This window comes from Nocardia sp. N2S4-5 (assembly GCF_044628355.1).
Classification (GTDB): Bacteria; Actinomycetota; Actinomycetes; order Mycobacteriales; family Mycobacteriaceae; genus Nocardia; species Nocardia wallacei_B.
In genome coordinates, this window is record NZ_JBIUPM010000001.1 from 2,591,574 (window position 1) to 2,611,704 (window position 20,131).

Consider the following 20,131-nt stretch of genomic DNA (forward strand, 5'->3'; position numbering starts at 1 on the left):
GCGGTGGAGTTGTCGGTATAGGTCCTGGTCGAGCATGGTCAGCGCGCATCGGCGGCGAAATTCTCCGCCGCAGTTCCAGCGTAACGCGCTGCAAGAGTGTAAAGGACCAGCCAACCTTCTCGAGTTTCGCGCAGGTATCCGTGGCGTGCCGACCGCCCGGGGCGTGTCGGCGGCCCTCGGCAATTCGGTCGCGACAATGGCTGGCACGATGTAGGCGTGCCGAGCACCCACACCTCAGCGATGAACCCCCTTGCGTTGAACCGTCGTTCGATGTTGCGGATGGCGGGCGGCGGCGCTCTCGCCACGGCCGCACTCGGCGCCGCGGCCTGCGCCGAGGACGCGCCGCTGCAACCGGATGTGCTTGTGGCACAGGAACAATCGGCGCGGACCGACGCGGTGTGGGCACAGGCGGCGGTGGCCGTGGCGCCCGAACGCACGGCCGCGCTGACGGTGATCGCCGCCCAGCGCACCGAGCACGCGGACGCGCTGCGCGCCGAGATCGACCGGGCGATCGGGGTGTACGGCGACGGCACCAAACCGAAGTCGGCCAGCCCGGCAGTGCCCCCGCCGCCCGCGCCCGTCCCGCCCCCGACCGTCGCGGCCCTGCGTGAGCAGCTCGCCCGCTCCCAGCGCTCGGCCGCCGACCTGGCGGCGAGCCAATCCGGTTATCGCGCCGGGCTACTGGCGTCCATCGGCGCCTGCTGCGCCACGCACACGGGGGTGCTGCTCGCATGAACCGTCCGGACCGGAGGCAGCGGCGCGAGGTAACCCGAGAGTGCGGCTCGAGCGGTCGCACAGTGCAGCGCAAGGTGAGCACGGAGGACGTGGCATGAGTGGTCAGGATCAGCAGGCGCTCACCGACGCGCTGAGTGCCGAGTACGCGGCGGTGTACGCCTACGGGGTGATCGCCGCCTATGCCGCGGCGGAGCGCAATCAGGTGGTCGCCGAATTCACCGCGGCCCATCGTGCGCGGCGCGACGCGACCGCGGACATCTTGAAGTCGCTCGGCGCGACCGTCCCGGCTCCCGCCGCGGCCTATCCGCCCCCGTTCCCCGTGAACGATCCGATCCCCGCCGCGAAGCTGGCGGTCACCGTGGAATCCGAGACGGCCGTCGCCTGGCGATCGGTGGTGGAACGCGCCGGCTCCCCCGACATCCGCCGCACCGGCGCCGACGCCCTCACCGAATGCGCCCTCCGCCTCACCACCTGGCAGACCATCCTGGGCACGAACCCGCCCACGACAGCCTTCCCCGGCAAGCCCTAGGCGCGCGCCAAGGCCAGGACCGCGGGCACCGCGTCGGCAGCGGGGACCTCCGCGGCGGTTCCGGCGAAGCGGTCGCGGAGTTCGACCTTGCCGTCGGCCCAGCCGCGGCCGACGACCAGGACCAGGGGCATGCCGAGGAGTTCGGCATCCTTGAACTTCACGCCCGGGGAGGCGGTGCGGTCGTCGAGCAGGACTTCCAGGCCCGCGGCGTCGAGTTCGGCGGCGACCTGTTCGGCGCCCGCGCGAGCGCCCTCGTCCTTGTTGGCGATGACGACGTGCACCTGGAACGGCGCGACCTCGCGCGGCCAGCGCAGGCCCTTCTCGTCGTGCAGCTGTTCGGCGAGCACCGCGACCATGCGCGAGACGCCGATGCCGTAGGAGCCCATGACCAGGCGCACCGGCTTGCCGTTCTCACCGAGCACGTCGACCTCGAACGCGTCGGTGTACTTGTAGCCGAGCTGGAAGATATGGCCGATCTCGATGCCGCGCGCGGCGCGCAGCACGCCCTGCCCGTCCGGTGACGGATCGCCGTCGCGGACCTCGGCGGCCTCGATCGTGCCGTCGGGCGTGAAGTCGCGCCCGGCGACCAGGCCCACCACGTGCTTGCCGGGAGCGTCGGCGCCGGTGATCCAGGACGTGCCGGACACCACTCGCGGATCGACCACGTAACGAACCCCGTTGGCCTGCAGCGCCTTCGGGCCGATATAACCCTTGACCAGGAACGGGTTCGCCGCGAAGTCCGCCTCGCCGAGCAGGTCCACCTCGGCGGGCTCGAGCGCCGCGCCCAGTCGCTTGTCGTCGACCTCGCGGTCGCCCGGGACACCGATACCGAGGATCTCGGTCTTGCCGTCGGGGTGGCGCAGCTTCACCATCACGTTCTTGAGGGTGTCGGCGGCGGTCACCGGACGGCCCAGCCGCTCACCGATTCCCGCGGAGTTCGCCCACTCGACGAGTGTGGCGATGGTGGGTGTGCCCGGCGTGTCGTGTATTTCGGCCGCGGGCTGTCCCTCGATCGGGATCTCCGGCGGCGCGGGCGTGACCACGGCCTCGACATTGGCGGCGTACCCGGATTCGCGGCATACGACGTAGGTGTCCTCGCCGACCGCGCTGTCGGCCAGGAACTCCTCCGACGCGCTGCCGCCCATGGCGCCCGACGTCGCCGCGACGATCACATAGTCGACCCCGAGCCGCTCGAAGATGCGCCGATAGGCGTCGCGGTGCGCCTGATAGCTGGCCGCCAGCCCCGCCTCGTCCAGATCGAAGGAGTACGAGTCCTTCATGACGAACTCGCGCCCGCGCAGGATGCCGGCCCGCGGCCGCTCCTCGTCGCGGTACTTGGTCTGGATCTGGTAGAGGGTGACCGGCAGATCCTTGTACGAGTTGTACTCACCCTTCACGGTGAGCGCGAAGAGTTCCTCGTGGGTGGGGCCGAGCAGGTAGTCCGCCTGCTTGCGGTCCTGCAACCGGAACAGGCCGTCGCCGTACTCGGTCCACCGGTTGGTGGTCTCGTAGGGTTCGCGCGGCAGCAGCGCCGGCAGCGAGATCTCCTGGGCGCCGATGGCGTTCATCTCCTCGCGCACCACGTTCTCGACCTTGCGCAGCACCTTCAGACCCAGCGGCAGCCAGGAGTAGACGCCCGGCGCGATGCGGCGGACGTACCCGGCACGGACCAGCAGCTTGTGGCTGGGCACCTCGGCGTCGGCGGGATCGTCGCGCAGGGTGCGCAGGAACAGGTGGGAGAGGCGGGTGATCACGGGTGCACAGCGTAGCCGGTACCGTTTCCGCTCGTGCTGGTGATCCTGCCTCCCTCCGAAACCAAGTCCGACGGTGGCGCGCTCGGTCCGCTGGACCTCGACGCGCTGTCGTTGCCGCAGCTCACCGCGGTACGCGACAAGCTGGTCACCGAATTGGTGGAACTGTCGGCGGATCCCGGGGCGGCGCGCAAGGCGCTGGCGCTCGGCAAGGGCGCCGACGCGGAGATCGCCCGCAACGCCGCCCTGCGCACCTCCGCCACCCACCCGGCGCTGGAGCGCTACACCGGCGTCCTCTACGACGCGCTCGACGCCCGGTCGTTCACCAAGGCACAGCGCGCGAAGGCCGAGGCGCGGCTGGCGATCGGGTCGGCGCTGTTCGGGGTGGTGCGCGCCACCGACCCGATTCCCGCGTATCGACTGTCGGGCGGCTCGAAATTGCCTGGGCTGCCCACACTCTCATCGCTGTGGAAGCCGGTGCTGGCCCCGGCGCTGCGCGCGGAGACCGCCGGGCAGCTGGTGGTGGACCTGCGCTCGGGCACCTATCAGCAGCTGGGCCGCATCCCCGGCGCGGTCACAGCGACCGTGCTCACCGAGCGCCCGGACGGCACCCGCACGGTGGTCAGTCATTTCAACAAGCATCACAAGGGTCTGCTGGCGCGGGCGCTGGTATGCGCGCGCGGCGAACCCGCCGATATCCGGGGCCTGGCCCGGGTCGCCGAGAAGGCGGGGCTGCGCGTCGAAATCGCGTCGTCCGCCGAACTTCTCGTACTCACCTGAGTTAATTCTCGGTGTCTGTTCATCGAATTCGGAAAGAACTACACCCGACCTGAATTCGAATATCAAGTGACGAAATCACCTGGCGCTCGGACATTCCCGCGGCAAGAGCCCGTAAACTATTGTCGCGCTTGGGAATGTCCGGAGCCGTCACGTAAGGTCGGTGCCGCGCGAACCGCGCACACATTTTCGCTGCGATGCCGAGGAGCTTGGCGTGGGTGTCCGTTCCGCCCCTGATGACAAGGCCGCCCGTGAAGAAAAAGCGCTGCGCGAGCTGACGAATCGTCTAGTCGAAACCTATACCGGCAGCCATTCCCAGGAACGGGTGGAAAGCGCGGTCGGCGCGGCCAGAAGCCGGTTCGACGGGACATCGGTGCGGGATTTCGTGCCGATTCTGGTGGAACGCATGGCCCGGCGCGATCTGGAGAACCCGCCGGAGATTTCGGCGGAAACCGCTGCGGCCGGAGAGCTTTCACGGCCGGGCGAGCCGCCCGCCACGGAGAGCGGCCGGTCCGGCGTGCGAACTCTGCTGCCGCCGCCGTGGACCGGCCGGCGCCTGGCGCTGCCGGTCGGTGCGCTGGCGGTCGTGGTGGCCGTCGCGGCCGCGGTGGGGCTCGGCGGTTCGTCCACCGACGCTCCCGTCGCCGCCACCACGTCGCTGACGACGGTGAGTGGCGTGGTGGGTTCGGAGAAGGCGGCGTTCTTCACCGACCCGCATGTCGTCGATGTGCTGGCTCGCAACGGCCTACGGGTCGAGGTGGACCGTGCCGGATCCCGTCAGATCGCCACCACGGTAAACCTCGGCAACTACGACTTCGCCTTCCCGTCGAGCGGGCCCGCGGCGGAACGCATTCTGCGCCAGCGCAATACGACCGCCCAATACACCCCCTTCTCGTCTCCGATGACGATCGCGACCTTCCGGCCGATCGCCGACCTGCTGACCCGCGCCGGGGTGGTGCGGCCCGGCCCGGTGCCCACCTTCGACATGAACCGCTACCTGGACCTCACGCAGCGCGGCACACAGTGGGATCAGTTGCCGGGCAATACCGAATACCCGGTGCGCAAGAGCCTGCTGATCTCCACCACCGACCCCCGCACCTCCAACTCGGCGGCGATGTACCTGGCCGCGGCGGCCTACGTCGCCAACGACAACTCGATCGTGCGCGGCCGCACCGCCGAGGAATTCGTGGTGTCCAAGGTGTCGCGGCTGTTCACCCGGCAGGGCTTCACCGACAGCTCCAGCGAAGGCCCCTTCGCCGAATACCTTTCGGCGGGAATGGGTCCCACGCCGATGGTGTGGAGTTACGAGGCGCAGTTCGTGGAGGCGGGCGTGCAGGGCCGCCTGCGGCCGGACATGACCCTGCTGTACCCGTCGCCGACGGTGCTGTCCCGGCACACCCTGGTCCCGCTGACGTCCGACGGTGACCGCATCGGCCGCCTGCTGTCGACCGATCCCGAGTTGCAGCGTCTGGCCGCCGAGCACGGGTTCCGGCCCAACGACGGCGCACAGTTCGCGAAAGTCGTTGCCGATCATCAGGTTCCGGTGGCGAGCAATGTGGTCGACGTGGTCGACACCCCCGCCTACGACACCCTCGAGCATCTGCTCGACGGCATCGCGGAGTCCTACAACTGACCGCTGTTCAGGTGACTCGGTAGCACGCACACCGCGTCCAGGCCGAACACGTGGTTGAGGCGGCCGAAACCGAGCCACGAGCCCAGGCACATGGTGAGTTCGACGGCCTCGCGCTGGGTGTAGTGGGACAGCATGCGCGACCAGAACTCGTCGTCGAGGTTGTGGTGGTCGAGGGCGTAGCGTTCGGCGTACTCGGCGGCGAGTCTGGTGCGTTCGTCGAACAGATCCGTTGTGCGCCAGTCGGTGACGGCGTCGGCGAACTCCGGTTCGACCCGCACGCCGTCGCGCTCGGTGCGCCAGTCCTGGCAGAACAGGCAGCCGTTGAGCTGGGCGATGCGCAGCCGGGCGGCCTCGAACTCGCGCAGCCCCAGCGTACTGTGCGAATAGACGGCCAGCGCGAATTGCGAAGCGGCCGGGCCGATTCCGGGCACCAGCTCGCCCCACACGTATTCGATGGGGTCGCGGCCCTCGGGCACGTCGATGATCACGGGTGTCTCCTTCCGAGCAGCCCCGCCGCCGGGCGCAGCGGCACGTCGAGCGCGTCGTACAGTCCGGGTTCGGCGGCGGCGAGCCAGTCGATCGCGCCGACCAGGCGGCCGACCGCGGTGGCATTGCCGCCGGCCGAGCGGTTGCCGTCCTCGTCGGTGGCCTCGACGGTCACCTCGATGCGCGGACGGCCCGCCACGATCACCCGGTGGGCGCCGTCGCCGCTCGGGGGTGTGGGCCAGTCCGGCGCGCAGGCCGGGTGGATGCGGGTGACGTGCTCGATGATCAGGCGCGGTGCGCCGCCGACGAGGCCTTGCACCTCGAACCGCACCGCGCCCTGGGTGCCCGCCTCGAACGCGCCCATGCGCTCGGTGTGCACGGTCGACTCCAGCGGACGGCGATCCAGGGTCTCGCGGATCTCGTCGAGTTCGGCGCCCAGCGCGCGGGCGAGCAGGCGAATCTGCCCGCCCCACACCATGGTCGGCACGCCCGGCGCCAGCATCGGGGGCTGGTAGTCCATGGGCTGGCCCATGCCGACCAGATAGCGGACCGAGTCGGGCTGATCGTAGGTGGTGTAGTCGAAGATCTCCTGGCAGCGAATCGTCTCGACCTCGCTGCCCAGGCCCGCGACCAGCAGCGGCAGCACATCGTTGCCCCAGCCCGGGTCGACGCCGGAGACGAACAGCGAGCCACCGCCGTCCGCGATGGCAGCCAGCACCTGCTCACGTGCTTCCGGCGGGGCGCTGCGGTGGTCGTAGAACGCGTACAGCGCGGGAGTCACGACCACGGCGCCCGCACGAATGGCCCGGACGATGTCGGCGAGGGCGTCGTCGGGACGGATATCGCCGGAGGCGGCGTAGACCACCGCACGCGGCCGTGTCGCCAGCGCCGCATCGATGTCGAGGGTGGCCGCGATGCCCAGCGGGCAGTCGAGGCCCGCGAGGTCACCGGCGTCGCGCCCGGCCTTGTCGGGGTTGTGGACGAGCACACCGCACAGCTCGAGGGCCGGATGGGCGGTCACCGCCCGCACGGCGGCACGGCCGACATTGCCCGTGCCCCAGACGATCGTGGGGATCATCGAGCGAGCGTAGCAAGCGCTTGGTCGGGGCGTCCCGGAGTTGGCGTGCCCGATTTCCGCTGCCCCGTGTTTCGCCGGGGCTTCACGTTCCGTCGGTGTGGGTGACCAGATCGCGGATGAGGAGGGCGGCGTGGAGGGAGGTGCGCGCCTCGCCGTCGTCCAGGTCGACACCGAGGATGCGTTCTATGCGAGCGAGGCGGTCGTAGAGGGTGGGGCGGCTGATGTTCGTGCGGCGGGCCAATTCGGTCTTGTTGCCCGCCAGGTCGAGGAATTGCCGTAGGAGCGGGGTGAGGTCGCCGCGGTGGCGGAGGTCGTGCCGGAGCAGGGCGCCCAGTTCGGTCTCGGCGAAGTTCTGCACGCCGGGTTCGTGGCGCAGCAGCGACAGCAGTCCGCGCAGCCGGACGTCGCCGGCCCGGTAGAACGCCCGCGGCACGGCCGGGCGCAGCGACAGCGCCACCTCGGCCACGTGTCCGGCGTGGGCCAGTTCGCGGGCGGCGTCCAGGAGCGACTCGGAGTCCGCGCCGACTCCGGCGGCCACGCGCCGCACACCCTCGACCCGGCGAACCTCGGCGGTCACCGCGGTACACACCTCCGCCAGGCGCGCGTCGAGGTCGGCGGTGCGGCCGACGGCCAGCACGAGCGTCACCTGCTGGTCGTCGGCGGTCGCCAGCGCGGTCGCCTTGGTGAGACTCAGCCCGTGCCCGACCGCTTCCAGCAGCGCGGCGCCGCGCCGCTGCCGCGCGACGGGATCCGATTCGGCAAGCGCCGCACTGCGAATGGCGACCGGAACGTAGCGGGCGCGACGGGCCAGCCCGAGCGCCGCGGCGCGTGCCACCGCCTCGCGTTCGTCACCGAGCCGGCCGCTGACCATATCCTCGAGGAGTCCGGTCTGCGCCTGCCGGTGCAGTCCGAAGCGGTCCCGCTCGATCATCCGATGCAGGGCGAGGGTCTGCGCGGCGCGCTCGAGGACCAGACGGGCCCGCGTGGGCGAGGTGTGCCGGGAGCGCAGGATGAGCCGGCCCCAGCGCTGCGTGTGCGGACCGACAGGAACGACGGTCCAGTCCTCGGCGAGCAGGCGAGAGGTGGTTTCCCAGTCATCGAGCAGTGCCGCGGTGGTGGCGTGCCGGGCGCTCGAGGCCAGTACCCGATGCGCCAGATCCTCCAGGACCACCGAGGCGTCCAGCAGGTCGGCGGCGGTATTCACGATCTCCGCGAGCGATGCGCGGCGCACGCTCAGCGCGGTGAAGGTCTCGTGCACCGAGTGCGCGAACTCCAGCTCGGCGTACTGGTCGGCCACGATCACCCGGTGCACCGCCTCGGTGACCTCGACGAAGCGGGTGACCCGATGCAGCGCGATCACCGGCAGCTCCAGCCGGTCGGCGGTGGCGGCGACCGGAGGCGCCAGTTCCCCGACCGTGCCGCCGAGTTCTACGACCAGCCCCGAGACTCCCACTGCCGCAAGCGATTCCAAGTACGCCACAGCGGCATCCGCGCCCTCGGCCAGCGGCTGCCCGGTGGTGAGCACCAGCTCCCGCCCGGCCAGCAGCCCCGCCACCTCCGCCAGCTCACTCACATGCACCCACCGCACCGGGCGATGCATGGCAGCGCCCCCACCGATCACCTCCGGCCGCCCGGCGCGCACCACCGGCATGTCGAGAATGTCAGCGACGGTCGGAAGCACCGACGAATCGTAAATCATTCGACCGAGGATCCGACATATCGCCGGATGCCAGACCGCCATGCGGAAGGGAGAGTAATGCCAGGGACAACGGCGTCCCCGCACTGCCCGTGGGCCGAACAACACCCGCACCAGGCACGAGCAAGCGGCAACCACGCCCGGCCGACACACCACGCGGCGCTGCAAGCGCCTTTTGCAGGGAAGCGATCGCACGAACGCGTCGCGGCCTGCCCGCCGTGGCCGTACGGTGCGAGGGCACGACGATGTCGGTCACGGAGCGAGAATCCGGCGGCCGGAGACGGAACTCGAGGAGCGTCATGCAGACCATCGCCCACTGGATCGACGGCAAGCCGTTCGACGGCACGAGCCCCGCGACCGCGCCGGTGACCAACCCGGCCACCGGTGTCGTCACCGGGCGGGTCGCCCTCGCCGATGCCGCCGACGTGCGGGTGGCGGTAGCGGCCGCGGCGGCGGCGTTTCCGGGCTGGCGGGACACCTCGCTGACCCGGCGCACGCAGATCCTGTTCCGGTTCCGCGAGCTGCTCAACGAGCGCCGCGAGGAACTGGCCGCACTGATCACCGCCGAGCACGGCAAGGTCACCTCGGACGCGCTCGGGGAGGTCACGCGGGGACTCGAGGTGGTCGAGTTCGCCTGTGGCATACCGCATCTGCTCAAGGGCGGCTTCACCGAGAACGCCTCGACCAAGGTGGACATCTTCTCGATCCGGCAGCCACTGGGCCCGGTGGCGGTCATCTCCCCGTTCAACTTCCCCGCGATGGTGCCGATGTGGTTCTTCCCGGTCGCGATCGCGGCGGGGAACACGGTGGTGCTCAAGCCGAGCGAGAAGGATCCGTCGGCGTCACTGTGGCTGGCGCGGCTGTGGACCGAGGCCGGGCTCCCGGACGGGGTGTTCAACGTGGTGCAGGGCGCCAAGGCCGCCGTCGACGGGCTGCTGGACGACCCGGACATCAAGGCGGTGTCGTTCGTCGGCTCCACCCCGATCGCCCGGTACGTGTACGAGCGCGGCACCGCCGCCGGTAAGCGGGTACAGGCCCTGGGCGGAGCCAAGAACCACATGGTCGTGCTGCCGGACGCCGACCTGGATCTCGCCGCGGACGCCGCCGTCAACGCCAGCTTCGGCTCAGCGGGCGAGCGCTGCATGGCGATCAGCGTGGTGGTGGCGGTGGGCGAGGTCGCCGACGCCCTGGTGTCCCGAATCACCGAGCGCGCCAACACTATCCGCACCGGTGACGGCACCCGCGGCACCGACATGGGTCCGCTGGTGACCCGCGAACACCGCGACCGGGTCGCCGGATACGTGGCGAAGGGCGAGGCCGAGGGCGCGCGCGTGGTGCTCGACGGGCGCGGCGTCGAGCCGGACGGCGCGGCCGACGGATTCTGGCTCGGCCCGACGATTCTCGACCACGTGCGCCCCGAGATGAGCGTGTACACCGACGAGATCTTCGGCCCGGTGCTGTCGGTGGTGCGGGCCACCAGCTACGAGGAGGCGCTGGCGCTGATCAACGCCAATCCCTACGGCAACGGCACCGCCATCTTCACCAACGACGGCGGCGCGGCGCGGCGCTTCCACACCGAGGTGGAGGTGGGCATGGTCGGCATCAATGTGCCGATTCCGGTTCCGATGGCCTACTACAGTTTCGGTGGCTGGAAGTCGTCGCTGTTCGGCGACTCGCACGCGCACGGCATCGACGGCGTGCACTTCTACACCCGGACCAAGGCGGTCACCACCCGCTGGCTCGACCCCAGCCACGGCGGGCTGAATCTCGGTTTCCCCCAGAACGATTGACGGAGGCACGGCATGACACTGCCCAACGGCCTGAGCCTCGACGCCGCCCGCGCCGAGGCGGACCGCGCCTACGAGCTGGACCGCCGCCACGTGTTCCACTCGTGGTCGGCGCAGCGGACGCTGTCACCGCTCACGATCACCGCCGCGCAGGGTAGCTACGTGTGGGACGGCGACGGCAACCGGCTGCTGGACTTCTCCTCGCAGATGGTGAACACCAACATCGGCCACCAGAACCCGAAAGTCGTTGCGGCCGTGCAGGAACAGGCCGCCAAGCTGTGCACGATCGCACCGCACCACGCCAACGCCGCCCGGTCCGAGGCCGCCCGGCTGATCGCCGAGCGCACACCCGGCGAGCTGGACCGCGTCTTGTTCACCAATGGTGGCGCCGACGCGATCGAGCATGCCGTGCGGATGGCGCGTCTGCACACCGGGCGTCCGAAGGTGTTGTCGCGCTACCGTTCCTACCACGGCGGCACCGAGACCGCGGTCAATCTCACCGGTGATCCCCGGCGCTGGCCCAACGATCGCGGCAGCAGCGGCGTGGTGCACTTCTTCGGGCCGTTCCTGTACCGGTCGCAGTTCTACGCCCGCGACGAGGCCGAGGAATCGCAGCGGGCGCTGGCCCATCTCGAACAGACCATCGCCATGGAGGGGCCGGACACCATCGCGGCCGTCGTGCTCGAATCGGTGCCGGGCACAGCGGGAATCATGGTGCCGCCGCCCGGTTACCTGGCCGGCGTGCGCGAGTTGTGCGATCGGCACGGGATCGTCTTCATCGCCGACGAGGTGATGTCCGGGTTCGGCCGCACCGGGCGGTGGTTCGCCCTCGACCACTTCGGCGTCGTTCCCGACCTGATGACCTTCGCCAAGGGCGTGAACTCCGGGTACGTGCCGCTGGGCGGGGTGGCGCTGAGCCCGCGGATCGCCGCCACCTTCGACGACCGGGTCTATCCGGGCGGGCTGACCTACTCCGGGCATCCGCTGGCGACGGCCGCCGCGGTCGCGACCATCACCGCCATGGCCGAGGAGGGCATAGTCGACAACGCCGCCCGGATCGGGGAACGCGTGCTCGGTCCGGGTCTGCGCGATCTCGCCGAACGCCATCCGAGCATCGGCGAGGTACGCGGACTGGGCGTGTTCTGGGCTGTGGAACTGGTGCGCGACCGCGAGACTCGCGAGCCGCTGGCCCCTTACGGCGGCACCAGCCCGGCCATGGCCGAAGTGGTGGCAGCCTGCCGCGCGGCCGGGCTGCTGTTGTTCGTCAACTTCAACCGGCTGCACGTGGTCCCGCCGTGCACGATCAGCGAGGCGGAGGCGAAGGAGGGCCTGTCGATTCTCGACGGTGCCCTGGCGCTGGCCGATCAGCACACCGAGTAGGCGAGGCGAGCGAACCGAGTACCTTTTTGCCTATGCCCCTCCAGCCCGAACGGTGGACCCCGCCTCCGGCGACGCCGCGTGCCCGTGAAACCCACAGCGTCCCACCGATGCCCGCGCTGCGAGTGCTGCCGCTACCGGGCTCCGGGCCGGAGGACGTCGTGCTGGCCTCGGACGGCCGGGTGCTCACTGGTATCGGCGACGGCGCGATCCTGGCCGTCGACCCGACGGACGGCACGGTCGAGCAGATCGCCCACACCGGCGGCCGCCCCCTCGGCCTGCACGCCGGAGCGGACGGCACGCTGCTGATCTGCGACTCCGAACGCGGACTGCTGCGGCTGGACAAACCCCATGGGCAGATCGAGGTACTCGTCGACGAGGTGGACGGGCAGCCGCTCGCCTTCGCCAGCAATGTCGTCGCGGCCGACGACGGCACGATCTACTTCTCCGCGTCGACTCGCCGCTACTCTCTCGACAACTACATGGGCGACTTCTTCGAGCACTCCGGAACCGGTCGGCTGCTGCGGCGCACCCCCGACGGGCAGGTCGAAACCCTGCTCGACGGACTGCAATTCGCCAACGGCGTGGTGCTGGCCCCCGACGGTTCCTGCGTTCTGGTCGCCGAGACGGCCGCCTACCGGGTGACCCGCTACCGGCTGACCGGTGAGCAAGCGGGCACCACCGACGAGCTGGTCCAGAACCTGCCCGGGTTCCCCGACAATATGGGCCTCGGCAGCGACGGGCTGATCTGGGTCACGCTGGTGTCGCCGCGAAATCCGTTGCTGGACAAGTTGCTTCCGCTCCCCGGCGTCCTCCGGAAGGCGGTATGGGCGATCCCGGCGGGACTCCAGCCGAAACCGGCCCGCACGGCCTGGGTGCAGGCCTTCGACTTCACCGGCGCCCTGGTGCACGACCTGCAACGCGCGGGCGACGAGTACGCGATGGTCACCGGCGTCGCCGAACGCGACGGCACGCTGTACCTGGGGAGTTTGACGGAACCGGCGATCGCGGTTACCGAAGTGCCCGCGTAATCCGCTACGTCCCGGACTGCTGCGCTTCCTCTTGCGCGTGCTGTGCCTGGGCGAGTTGCTGCGGCGTGTAGCGCAGGGTCAGCGCGATCACGCCGACCAGCGCCGCGCCGATGCCGCACACGAGCAGCACCAGGGTGTAACCGCTGCTCAGCGCGGAAATCTCGGCCTCGGTCATATTCGCGGCCCGGCCGGTCCGGCCGCCCAGCGACAACGAGCGCGAGGCGGCGATCGGGCTCAGAATGCCGATGGCGAGCGGCGTGCCCAGGTTGAAGATCATCTGCCCGATGGCCGACAGCGGGCCCACCTCCGACGTGGGCACGCCCACCAGCAGGCACAGCGGCGCCACGACGATCACGACACCGACACCGAATCCCGCGCCCAGCAACAGAATCAGCAAGGTCGGCGCGTACTCCACCCCGCCGTCCAGGGTCGAACCGTAGACACCGGCCGCCGCCAGCACGATCGCCGACGTCAGCAGCAGCCAGCGCGGCCGGACGGCCATGGCCGCCTTGGAAGCGACCGCCGTGCCCACGCCCGCGCCGAGCGTGAACGGGATCGACGCCAGACCCGCGACCAGCGGGCTGTATCCGATGACGTTCTGCAGGAACTGCGCGACGAAGTAGGTCATCCCGGCCAGCACGCCCGAGCCGAGCAGCAGAGCCAGGAAGGTGGCCGCGCGATCACGATCGCGGAACAGCGACAGCGGCAGCACCGGATTCTCCGCGGTCCGCTCGACGAAGACGAACGCCACCAGCAGCCCCACGCCGCCGAGCAGGGACCCGAGGATCACCGGGCTGCCCCAGCCCAGCGCGGGGCCCTCGGTGGCGCCGAACACGACCGCGACGCACGCCGCGGTGCCCAGCACCGATCCCGGAACATCCAGTGCCAGACGCTGATGCGTCGTATCCCGCAGCACGAACAGCGCGCCGACCACGATGAGCACGCCGATCGGGACATTGATCAGGAACACCAGCCGCCAATCCAGCTGGGTCAGCGCACCGCCGATCACCAGACCGCCGACCGATCCGATCGCCTGCATCGACCCGAAGATCGCGATGGCCTGGTTGCGCACCGGGCCGGGCGCGTACGTACTGACCACCAACGCCATGGCCGAGGGCGCGGCGATGGCGCCGCCGAGACCCTGCACCGCGCGGGACACGATCAGCATGACCTCGTCCTGCGCCAGCCCGCACGCCAGCGAGGCCAGCGTGAAGATCACGACGCCGATCACCAGGACGCGTTTGCGGCCGAACAGATCACCGAGCCGTCCGCCGAGCAGCATCAGACCCGCGAAGGTCAAGCCGTAGGCGGTCACCGTCCAGGCGCTGCCGCCGCTCGACAGGCCCATCTGCTCCTGGAGTCGCGGCAGCGCCAGAATGACGATGGTGCCGTCCAGGATCACCATCAGGTTCAGACCGCTGAGTACCAGAATCGGCAACCCGAAGGCCCGCGTCGTCACCGGATATCTCGTCGTCGAGGCGGGGTTATCGAGCACAGTGAGTCACTGTAACGGATACTCGACGCCCCAACCCCGCCCGTGCACGCCCTTGCCGCGCGCACCCCTACTGACCAGTAGGACCTCACGACGAGGCCGCGACCGCATCCGGAACACCGGCCGTGAAGCCCGCCGTCGGGCCGATCACGATGATGGCCGGTGGGCGAATGCCTTCGGCGCGAACCCGTTCGGCGGCGGTGGCGAGGTCGGCGCGCAGGACGCGCTGCGTGCGCAGACTGCCCTCCTGCACGACGGTGACCGGGGTGTCGGCGGGACGGCCGCCCGCCAGCAGCGCGTCGGCGAACTGCTCGATGCGCTCCACCGCCATCAGCAGCACCAGGGTGCCGCGCAACCGGGCCAGCGCGGGCCAATCGACCAGCGAATCCGGATGATCCGGGGCGATGTGCCCGCTGACCACCACGAATTCGTGGGTGACGCCGCGGTGGGTCACCGGGATCCCGGCCAGTGCCGGTACGGAGATCGCGCTGGTGACGCCGGGAACCACGGTGACCGGCACCCCGGCCGCCACGCAGGCTTCCAATTCCTCGTAGCCGCGGCCGAACACATACGGGTCGCCGCCCTTGAGCCGCACCACGAACTTGCCGGACTTGGCGCCCTCGACGAGGGTGGTGTTGATGGCCTCCTGGGCCATCGCGCGGCCGTACGGGATCTTCGCGGCGTCGACCACCTCGACGTCGGGGCCGAGTTCGGCGAGCAGTTCCGGGGGCGCGAGCCGGTCGGCCACAACGAGATTCGCCTGCGCCAGCAGCCGCCGCCCGCGCACCGTGATCAGATCCGGATCACCCGGGCCGCCGCCGATCAGCGCGACGCCGGGCGTCGGCGGCGCGGCGTCGTCGGATACGACGCCGGACTGCAACGCCTCCAGCAGGGCCGTCCGCACGGCGGCCGACCGGCGATGCTGGCCGCCCGCCAGCACACCGAGCGTCATGCCGTCGTAGCGGGCGGTGGCCGGAGTGACGGCGGTCCCGAGCCGCGCGACGTCGGCGCGCACGCAGAAGACGCGACGGGCGGTGGCCTCGGCGACGATCGCGGCGTTGGTCTCCGGTTCGTCGGTGCAGGCGATGGCGTACCAGGCGTCCTCGAGATCACCCTCGGCGTAGTCGCGCAGGTGCAGGGTGAGTTGCCCGGAGGTCGCCATGCCCTCCACGGCCGGCGTGACGGCGCGGCTGATCACGTGCACGTCGGCGCCGGACGCGATGAGCAGCCCGAGCCTGCGCTGGGCGACGGTTCCGCCGCCCACCACGACGACGCGGCGGCCGGCGAGATCGAGCCCGACCAAGTAGTTCGGGTCTCCTGCATGCGGGTCGGCTGGCGTGTTCGGCACAAGGTTCGAGCCTACGGCCTGCGCCGATGAGTCCGGCAATCGCCCACTGCGTCCGGTAAGCGCTCAGAAGCGGCCGAGCACCTTGGTCGGCGTGATGCGCACGGTCACGCGGTCGGCGTCCTCGACCGAGGCCGGGTTGAACTCGGCGTACGGCTTGCCGGTGTACTTGAGCGACAACCGGTCCGGCATTTCGCGCGCCGGGTCCGCCGTGATGGTGACCGTGCCGCGGATCTGCGCGTACAGGTACGGCGTCTCCGGCGGGTTGATCAGGACGGTGATCCGGGGGTCGCGGGCGAGGTTCTTGTACTGCTGCCGCGACACCGTCGTGGAATACAGCAGTTCGTCGCCGTCGCGCTCGATCCAGTTGACGGTCAGGTGCGGCTGACCGTCGCGGCCGATCGTGGCCATCGTGGCGAACACCTTCTCGTTGTCGAGGTGCTTCTTCAGTTCGTCGGAAAGTTCGGCTGTCACCTTCGGAACGAACCCTGCACGCCGCGCGCGTATTCCGCGGGTCCCGCGCGGCCCGGGCGGTCTGCTTCTATGCTCCCGTTATGCGACGAGGCGTCTTCCGGATCCTGGTGGCCCTGTCCGCGTTCGTCCTGGCCGCGGCGCCGGTCGCGCACGCCGATCCGCCGTATCGGCCGGTCGGCGTGGTGGAGACGGTGTTCTCCCAGCACGGTCCGTGGCCGGTCACCGCACAGCCCGGTGTCGGCTGCTGCGACTCCACCGGCGCCCCCTTCGACGTCTGGTATCCGGCGAATCTGGGCGCGGGCGGGATGCGGCACCCGATCATCACCTGGGGCAACGGCACCAACGCCGTGCCCAGCCAGTACGCGCACCTACTGGAACACCTGGCGTCCTGGGGTTTCGTGGTGGTCGCCACGGCGAACCGCAACACCGGGACCGGGGCCGATATCACCAGTGCGGCACGGCATCTCATCGATGCCGCCGCCGATCCGTCCAGCGTCTTCCACAATCGGCTGAACACCGCGGCGGTCGGCGCGATGGGTCACTCGCAGGGGGCCACCGGCGTCCTCAACGCCTTGGCCGACTCCGGCGGCCTGATCAAAACGGCTGTCCCGGTGGAACTTCCGGCACAGGCGTTCTGCAAGGACCCCACCCGGTGCGCCGACACCCGCAGGATCGGCGGCGGTTCGGTGCTGTTCGTCAACGGCGCCGACGACGCGCTGATCTCGCCGTCGAACCAGCCACCGTGGCAACCGGAGGGATTGCAGTCGAACCGCGCCTACTACGACGCTCTGCCCGGCTCGGTGACCAAGGCGTGGGGAACGCTGGTGCGCGCCAACCACAACGACGTCCAGGGGCAGCCGGACTGCGCCCGGGCCTCGGCGCCGTGCACCACCGGCGTCTTCGGCTATCTCGGATATCCCACGGCCTGGCTGGTGGCGCAGCTGTGGGGTGACGCGTACGCGCTCGGCGCCTTCACACCCGGATCGGGCGAGTTCTATCAGCCGAATCCCAACTGGGTCAACCAGATCGGCGCGGCGGGACGCTGATCATTCGGCGGGCGCGTCCTGCACCCACCGGAACTTCGTGCTGCGCAACGGGAAACTGTCGGGGTCCACGCGCTGCAGTGTGATGGTCACCGGGTGCCCGCTCAGCTCGCCGGTCAGCACGGCCCGGTCGGGGGCGGGCTGTTCGAAGGTGAGCGCGGCCGGTTGCTGCGGTCCGCCGGTGATCTCCATGCGATGCGTCGCGGCGTCGACCGTTCCCGGCACGGTCACCATGGCGCCGTCCATGCGCTGGTAGCTGATCATGCCGGGGTAGTCGACCACGACTGTGCGCCACCGGTTCTCGTCGGTGAGCAGCGGCGCGACCGGCTGCCCGTCCCGGGTGAACTCCGACACCGACCAGATGCCGTACAGCGCCGGCTTCGGCCGATCCGGGCCGCTCTCCTGCCAGAAACCCCAGGTGAGATGTGCGACCGAGGCCGTCACCCAGATCCCGAGCGCTACCTGCACCCACGCGGCGATCCGCCGGGAGCGGACCGTCCGGAAGGGATACGGCGTGGTGGACGGACCGGTCGCGCGGTTCAGCACCAGGGCCGCGGTCAACCGGCGCGCCTCGGGGGCCAGCAGCACCAGGCTCATCAGCAGCAGATGCCCGGACAGGATCTTCACCGGCACGCCGAAGGTCATGTTCAGCAGGAACACCTGCGCCATGCTGACCAGCGTGAGCATCGCGCCGAGCACCGCGGTGCGCGGGATGAACAGCAGCAGGCCCGCCAGCAGTTCCGCCGAGCCGAGCAGGATCTCGTACACCGGCGACACCCCGACCTGGTTCCACAGCACGGCGAACGGCGGCTGGTTGCCATAGGGCTCCAGCAGCGTCGACAGCGCCGGCTCCGGCATCTGGGTCGGAATCACCTTGGCCAGACCGTAGTTCACCATCTGCCCGGCCACGCACAGCCGCAGGAAAAGCAGGAACCAGCCCGACAGCCGCCGGTATTCCGGGCGGCGATCCAGCAACGTCCAGATCAGTGTGCCCACCACCGCGATCACCAGCAGGCAGAACAGCAGCACCCAGAAGATGCCCTGATCGCCGCTGCCGTTGAAGTGCAGGCGCACGTCGGCGCCGAAGACCGTGCGGCCCACCCAGGACAGCACCGGCTCCAGCACACGCGCCTGCCACAGCACCGCGTCGTCCGGCAGCCAGGTGCCGAACCAGCCCACGAACTCGTAGATCGGTTGCGGATAGACCAGGCAGAACAGCCCGAAGTACAAGAAGGTGAAGCGGAACGCGATCCGCGTCGCCGGGTGCCACCCGGTGCGCGGCGGCTCCTCGGTCCCCGATTGCGCCGCCACCGGTTCGGCCGCTGTCGCGACTGCGCTCACGCTCGTCCCCTTTCCGGAAAGAATCGCTCATCGAAACTACGGGCCGCACCCCGCCGCACGCCTCGGGGAAGACCCCGATTTACACCCGTGCCGTGAGTGGAGTCGTGCCGCGTGGTCCGACCTCAGCGCAGGTTACGTGCGGTATCGCCGCGCGCGCGTCCCCCGGAGGATCGACATGCCGGACCGACCTCCGGGTGAGTCGCGGGTACGGCCCGATACCCGGGTACGCGTGCACCGGCGCGGCAATCGGCCGTCCCGGTCACCGGACGCGCGGGAATCTCGCCGCCGGATTCCGCACCCACGGCGGGGTAGAACGCGTTACATTTCTTCCACCACGCCCGTCGCCGCTCACCCGGAGCCGCGCGGAAGACGTTGGTGCACAATGGTTTTCACATGCCAGGAGGACGTGCCATGGCGGCCGAGCCCGAATCCGATCCCGGCCGGCGACGGCAGCTGACCACCAGCGCCCGCGACCTCGACGACCTCACCGGCCGCCTCACCGACTGGCTGGGCGCGCGGCTGGGCTGCGACTCCCCGCCGCGGATCACCGGCGCGTCCCGACCGCAGGCCGGCGGCATGTCGAGTTCGTCGGTGTTGTTCGACGCGGAATGGGAGGCGGAAGGCCGCGCCGGGAGCGGCTCGTACGTGGTGCGCATGGCCCCGGAGGAGGGGTCCTTCCCGGTCTTCGAGACCTACGATCTCGCCACCCAGTACGCGGTCATGTCCGGCGTGGCGGAGCACAGCGACGTACCGGTGCCGCCGCTGTGCTGGCTGGAGCCCGACGACTCCGTACTCGGTGCGCCGTTCTTCGTGATGCGACGGGTGGACGGGCGCATCCCCGAGGACAATCCGCCGTACGTGTTCGTCGGCTGGCTGTTCGACGCGACGCCCGAACAGCGGCTGCGACTGACCCGCAACACCGTCGACATCATCGCCCGGATCCATGCCATCCCCGACCCGGCCGCGAAGTTTCCCGTGCTGGACGGACCGGGTTCGGCGCTGCGCCGCCACGTCGACGCCCAGCGCGCCTGGTACCGCTGGGCGCTGGCCGACGACGGCTACCGCATTCCGCTGCTGGAGCGAACGTTCGACTGGCTGGAGGAGAACTGGCCCGCCGATCCGGGGCCGGACGTGCTCAACTGGGGCGATGCCCGGCCGGGCAACATCATCTATCGCGAATTCGACCCGGTCGCCGTCCTGGACTGGGAGATGGCCACGTTGGGGCCGCGCGAGATCAATATCGCCTGGATCATCTTCATCCACCGCTTCTTCCAGGATCTCGCCGTCCGCTTCGACCAGCCCGGCCTGCCCGACTACCTGCGCCGCGACGACGTGGTGCGGCACTACGAGCAGCGCACCGGGCACATCGTGCGCGACCTGGACTGGTACGTGGTCTACGCCGCGCTGCGGCACGGGATCGTGATGGCCCGCATCAAGCGCCGGATGATCCATTTCGGCGAGGACACCGACACCGACGACCGCGACGACTACGTCATGCACCGGCCGAGCCTGGAGGCCCTGCTCGCCGGCGCCTACCACTGGGATTGACCTCGAAC

At 70.2% G+C, this 20,131-nt stretch carries 17 protein-coding genes; 9 read left to right on the forward strand and 8 right to left on the reverse strand.

Translation table 11 applies throughout. The features are described 5' to 3' along the window. The first annotated feature begins 270 nt into the window (after positions 1-270). Positions 271-735 carry a hypothetical protein gene (locus ACFMRZ_RS11515; protein WP_400179139.1) on the forward strand — a complete coding sequence of 155 codons (465 nt, stop codon included), beginning with the start codon at positions 271-273 and terminating at the stop codon, positions 733-735. A gap of 94 nt (positions 736-829) precedes the next feature. Next, the gene (locus ACFMRZ_RS11520) at positions 830-1,264 is read left to right on the forward strand and encodes a ferritin-like domain-containing protein (RefSeq protein ID WP_400179140.1); all 435 of its coding nucleotides are present in this window, start codon (positions 830-832) and stop codon (positions 1,262-1,264) included. Here ACFMRZ_RS11520 and ACFMRZ_RS11525 read toward each other — a convergent pair. Beyond that, positions 1,261-3,018: a proline--tRNA ligase gene (locus ACFMRZ_RS11525; RefSeq protein WP_400179141.1), complete on the reverse strand. Its 1,758-nt coding sequence runs from the start codon at positions 3,016-3,018 to the stop codon at positions 1,261-1,263. The two genes, ACFMRZ_RS11520 and ACFMRZ_RS11525, sit on opposite strands and share 4 nt — an antisense overlap. 33 nt (positions 3,019-3,051) lie before the next feature. On the opposite strand from ACFMRZ_RS11525, the gene yaaA reads away from it, so the two are divergent. Both yaaA and ACFMRZ_RS11535 read left to right on the forward strand, forming a co-directional pair. Continuing rightward, positions 3,052-3,795, forward strand: a complete 744-nt coding sequence (gene yaaA, locus ACFMRZ_RS11530) for a peroxide stress protein YaaA (RefSeq protein WP_400179142.1) — start codon at positions 3,052-3,054, stop codon at positions 3,793-3,795. A 211-nt stretch (positions 3,796-4,006) separates the two neighbouring features. After that, a complete protein-coding gene (locus ACFMRZ_RS11535; protein WP_400179143.1) occupies positions 4,007-5,425 on the forward strand; it encodes a three-helix bundle dimerization domain-containing protein in 1,419 nt (472 codons plus the stop codon). Here the strand turns inward: ACFMRZ_RS11535 and ACFMRZ_RS11540 are convergent. The 3 genes from ACFMRZ_RS11540 to ACFMRZ_RS11550 all read right to left on the reverse strand — a co-directional run bounded on the left by ACFMRZ_RS11540 (position 5,416) and on the right by ACFMRZ_RS11550 (position 8,640). Then, the gene (locus ACFMRZ_RS11540) at positions 5,416-5,913 is read right to left on the reverse strand and encodes a carboxymuconolactone decarboxylase family protein (RefSeq protein WP_280371425.1); all 498 of its coding nucleotides are present in this window, start codon (positions 5,911-5,913) and stop codon (positions 5,416-5,418) included. The two genes, ACFMRZ_RS11535 and ACFMRZ_RS11540, sit on opposite strands and share 10 nt — an antisense overlap. Further along, entirely contained in the window at positions 5,910-6,989 is a 1,080-nt protein-coding gene (locus ACFMRZ_RS11545) for a dihydrodipicolinate reductase (protein WP_400179144.1), read from the reverse strand. The genes ACFMRZ_RS11540 and ACFMRZ_RS11545 overlap by 4 nt, the downstream gene beginning before the upstream one ends. 82 nt (positions 6,990-7,071) lie before the next feature. Next, a complete protein-coding gene (locus tag ACFMRZ_RS11550) occupies positions 7,072-8,640 on the reverse strand; it encodes a PucR family transcriptional regulator (RefSeq protein WP_400182834.1) in 1,569 nt (522 codons plus the stop codon). Positions 8,641-8,984: 344 nt separating this feature from the next. Between ACFMRZ_RS11550 and ACFMRZ_RS11555 the strand changes: the two genes are divergently transcribed. The 3 genes from ACFMRZ_RS11555 (at position 8,985) to ACFMRZ_RS11565 (ending at position 12,880) form a co-directional block, all read left to right on the forward strand. Continuing rightward, entirely contained in the window at positions 8,985-10,475 is a 1,491-nt protein-coding gene (locus ACFMRZ_RS11555; RefSeq protein ID WP_400179145.1) for a CoA-acylating methylmalonate-semialdehyde dehydrogenase, read from the forward strand. A gap of 12 nt (positions 10,476-10,487) precedes the next feature. Beyond that, positions 10,488-11,852, forward strand: a complete 1,365-nt coding sequence (locus ACFMRZ_RS11560) for an aspartate aminotransferase family protein (protein WP_400179146.1) — start codon at positions 10,488-10,490, stop codon at positions 11,850-11,852. Between the two features lie 107 nt (positions 11,853-11,959). Next, positions 11,960-12,880 carry an SMP-30/gluconolactonase/LRE family protein gene (locus ACFMRZ_RS11565; RefSeq protein WP_400179147.1) on the forward strand — a complete coding sequence of 307 codons (921 nt, stop codon included), beginning with the start codon at positions 11,960-11,962 and terminating at the stop codon, positions 12,878-12,880. A gap of 4 nt (positions 12,881-12,884) precedes the next feature. On the opposite strand, the gene ACFMRZ_RS11570 is transcribed toward ACFMRZ_RS11565, so the two are convergent. The 3 genes from ACFMRZ_RS11570 to ACFMRZ_RS11580 all read right to left on the reverse strand — a co-directional run bounded on the left by ACFMRZ_RS11570 (position 12,885) and on the right by ACFMRZ_RS11580 (position 16,191). Continuing rightward, a complete protein-coding gene (locus tag ACFMRZ_RS11570) occupies positions 12,885-14,375 on the reverse strand; it encodes an MFS transporter (RefSeq protein ID WP_400179148.1) in 1,491 nt (496 codons plus the stop codon). Between the two features lie 85 nt (positions 14,376-14,460). Then, a complete protein-coding gene (cobA, locus tag ACFMRZ_RS11575) occupies positions 14,461-15,720 on the reverse strand; it encodes a uroporphyrinogen-III C-methyltransferase (RefSeq protein WP_280371412.1) in 1,260 nt (419 codons plus the stop codon). A gap of 63 nt (positions 15,721-15,783) precedes the next feature. Next, the gene (locus tag ACFMRZ_RS11580) at positions 15,784-16,191 is read right to left on the reverse strand and encodes a PPOX class F420-dependent oxidoreductase (RefSeq protein WP_400179149.1); all 408 of its coding nucleotides are present in this window, start codon (positions 16,189-16,191) and stop codon (positions 15,784-15,786) included. Between the two features lie 80 nt (positions 16,192-16,271). On the opposite strand from ACFMRZ_RS11580, the gene ACFMRZ_RS11585 reads away from it, so the two are divergent. Next, complete coding sequence (locus ACFMRZ_RS11585; RefSeq protein ID WP_400179150.1) at positions 16,272-17,237, forward strand: hypothetical protein; 966 nt, start codon at positions 16,272-16,274, stop codon at positions 17,235-17,237. Here the strand turns inward: ACFMRZ_RS11585 and ACFMRZ_RS11590 are convergent, their stop codons facing one another. After that, the gene (locus tag ACFMRZ_RS11590; RefSeq protein ID WP_400179151.1) at positions 17,238-18,575 is read right to left on the reverse strand and encodes a DoxX family protein; all 1,338 of its coding nucleotides are present in this window, start codon (positions 18,573-18,575) and stop codon (positions 17,238-17,240) included. It abuts the gene before it with no gap. A gap of 393 nt (positions 18,576-18,968) precedes the next feature. On the opposite strand from ACFMRZ_RS11590, the gene ACFMRZ_RS11595 reads away from it, so the two are divergent. Then, positions 18,969-20,123: a phosphotransferase family protein gene (locus tag ACFMRZ_RS11595; protein WP_400179152.1), complete on the forward strand. Its 1,155-nt coding sequence runs from the start codon at positions 18,969-18,971 to the stop codon at positions 20,121-20,123. The last annotated feature ends 8 nt before the right edge of the window (positions 20,124-20,131 follow it).

Excerpts from the sequence above, each read along its gene's own strand:
- ACFMRZ_RS11515 (WP_400179139.1), top strand. The coding sequence starts at position 271 with ATGTTGCGGATGGCGGGCGGCGGCGCTCTCGCCACGGCCGCACTCGGC.
- ACFMRZ_RS11565 (WP_400179147.1), top strand. The coding sequence starts at position 11,960 with ATGCCCGCGCTGCGAGTGCTGCCGCTACCGGGCTCCGGGCCGGAGGAC.
- ACFMRZ_RS11545 (WP_400179144.1), bottom strand. The coding sequence starts at position 6,989 with ATGATCCCCACGATCGTCTGGGGCACGGGCAATGTCGGCCGTGCCGCC.
- ACFMRZ_RS11585 (WP_400179150.1), top strand. The coding sequence starts at position 16,272 with ATGCGACGAGGCGTCTTCCGGATCCTGGTGGCCCTGTCCGCGTTCGTC.
- ACFMRZ_RS11555 (WP_400179145.1), top strand. The coding sequence starts at position 8,985 with ATGCAGACCATCGCCCACTGGATCGACGGCAAGCCGTTCGACGGCACG.
- ACFMRZ_RS11595 (WP_400179152.1), top strand. The coding sequence starts at position 18,969 with ATGCCAGGAGGACGTGCCATGGCGGCCGAGCCCGAATCCGATCCCGGC.
- ACFMRZ_RS11550 (WP_400182834.1), bottom strand. The coding sequence starts at position 8,640 with ATGCCGGTGGTGCGCGCCGGGCGGCCGGAGGTGATCGGTGGGGGCGCT.
- ACFMRZ_RS11520 (WP_400179140.1), top strand. The coding sequence starts at position 830 with ATGAGTGGTCAGGATCAGCAGGCGCTCACCGACGCGCTGAGTGCCGAG.
- ACFMRZ_RS11560 (WP_400179146.1), top strand. The coding sequence starts at position 10,488 with ATGACACTGCCCAACGGCCTGAGCCTCGACGCCGCCCGCGCCGAGGCG.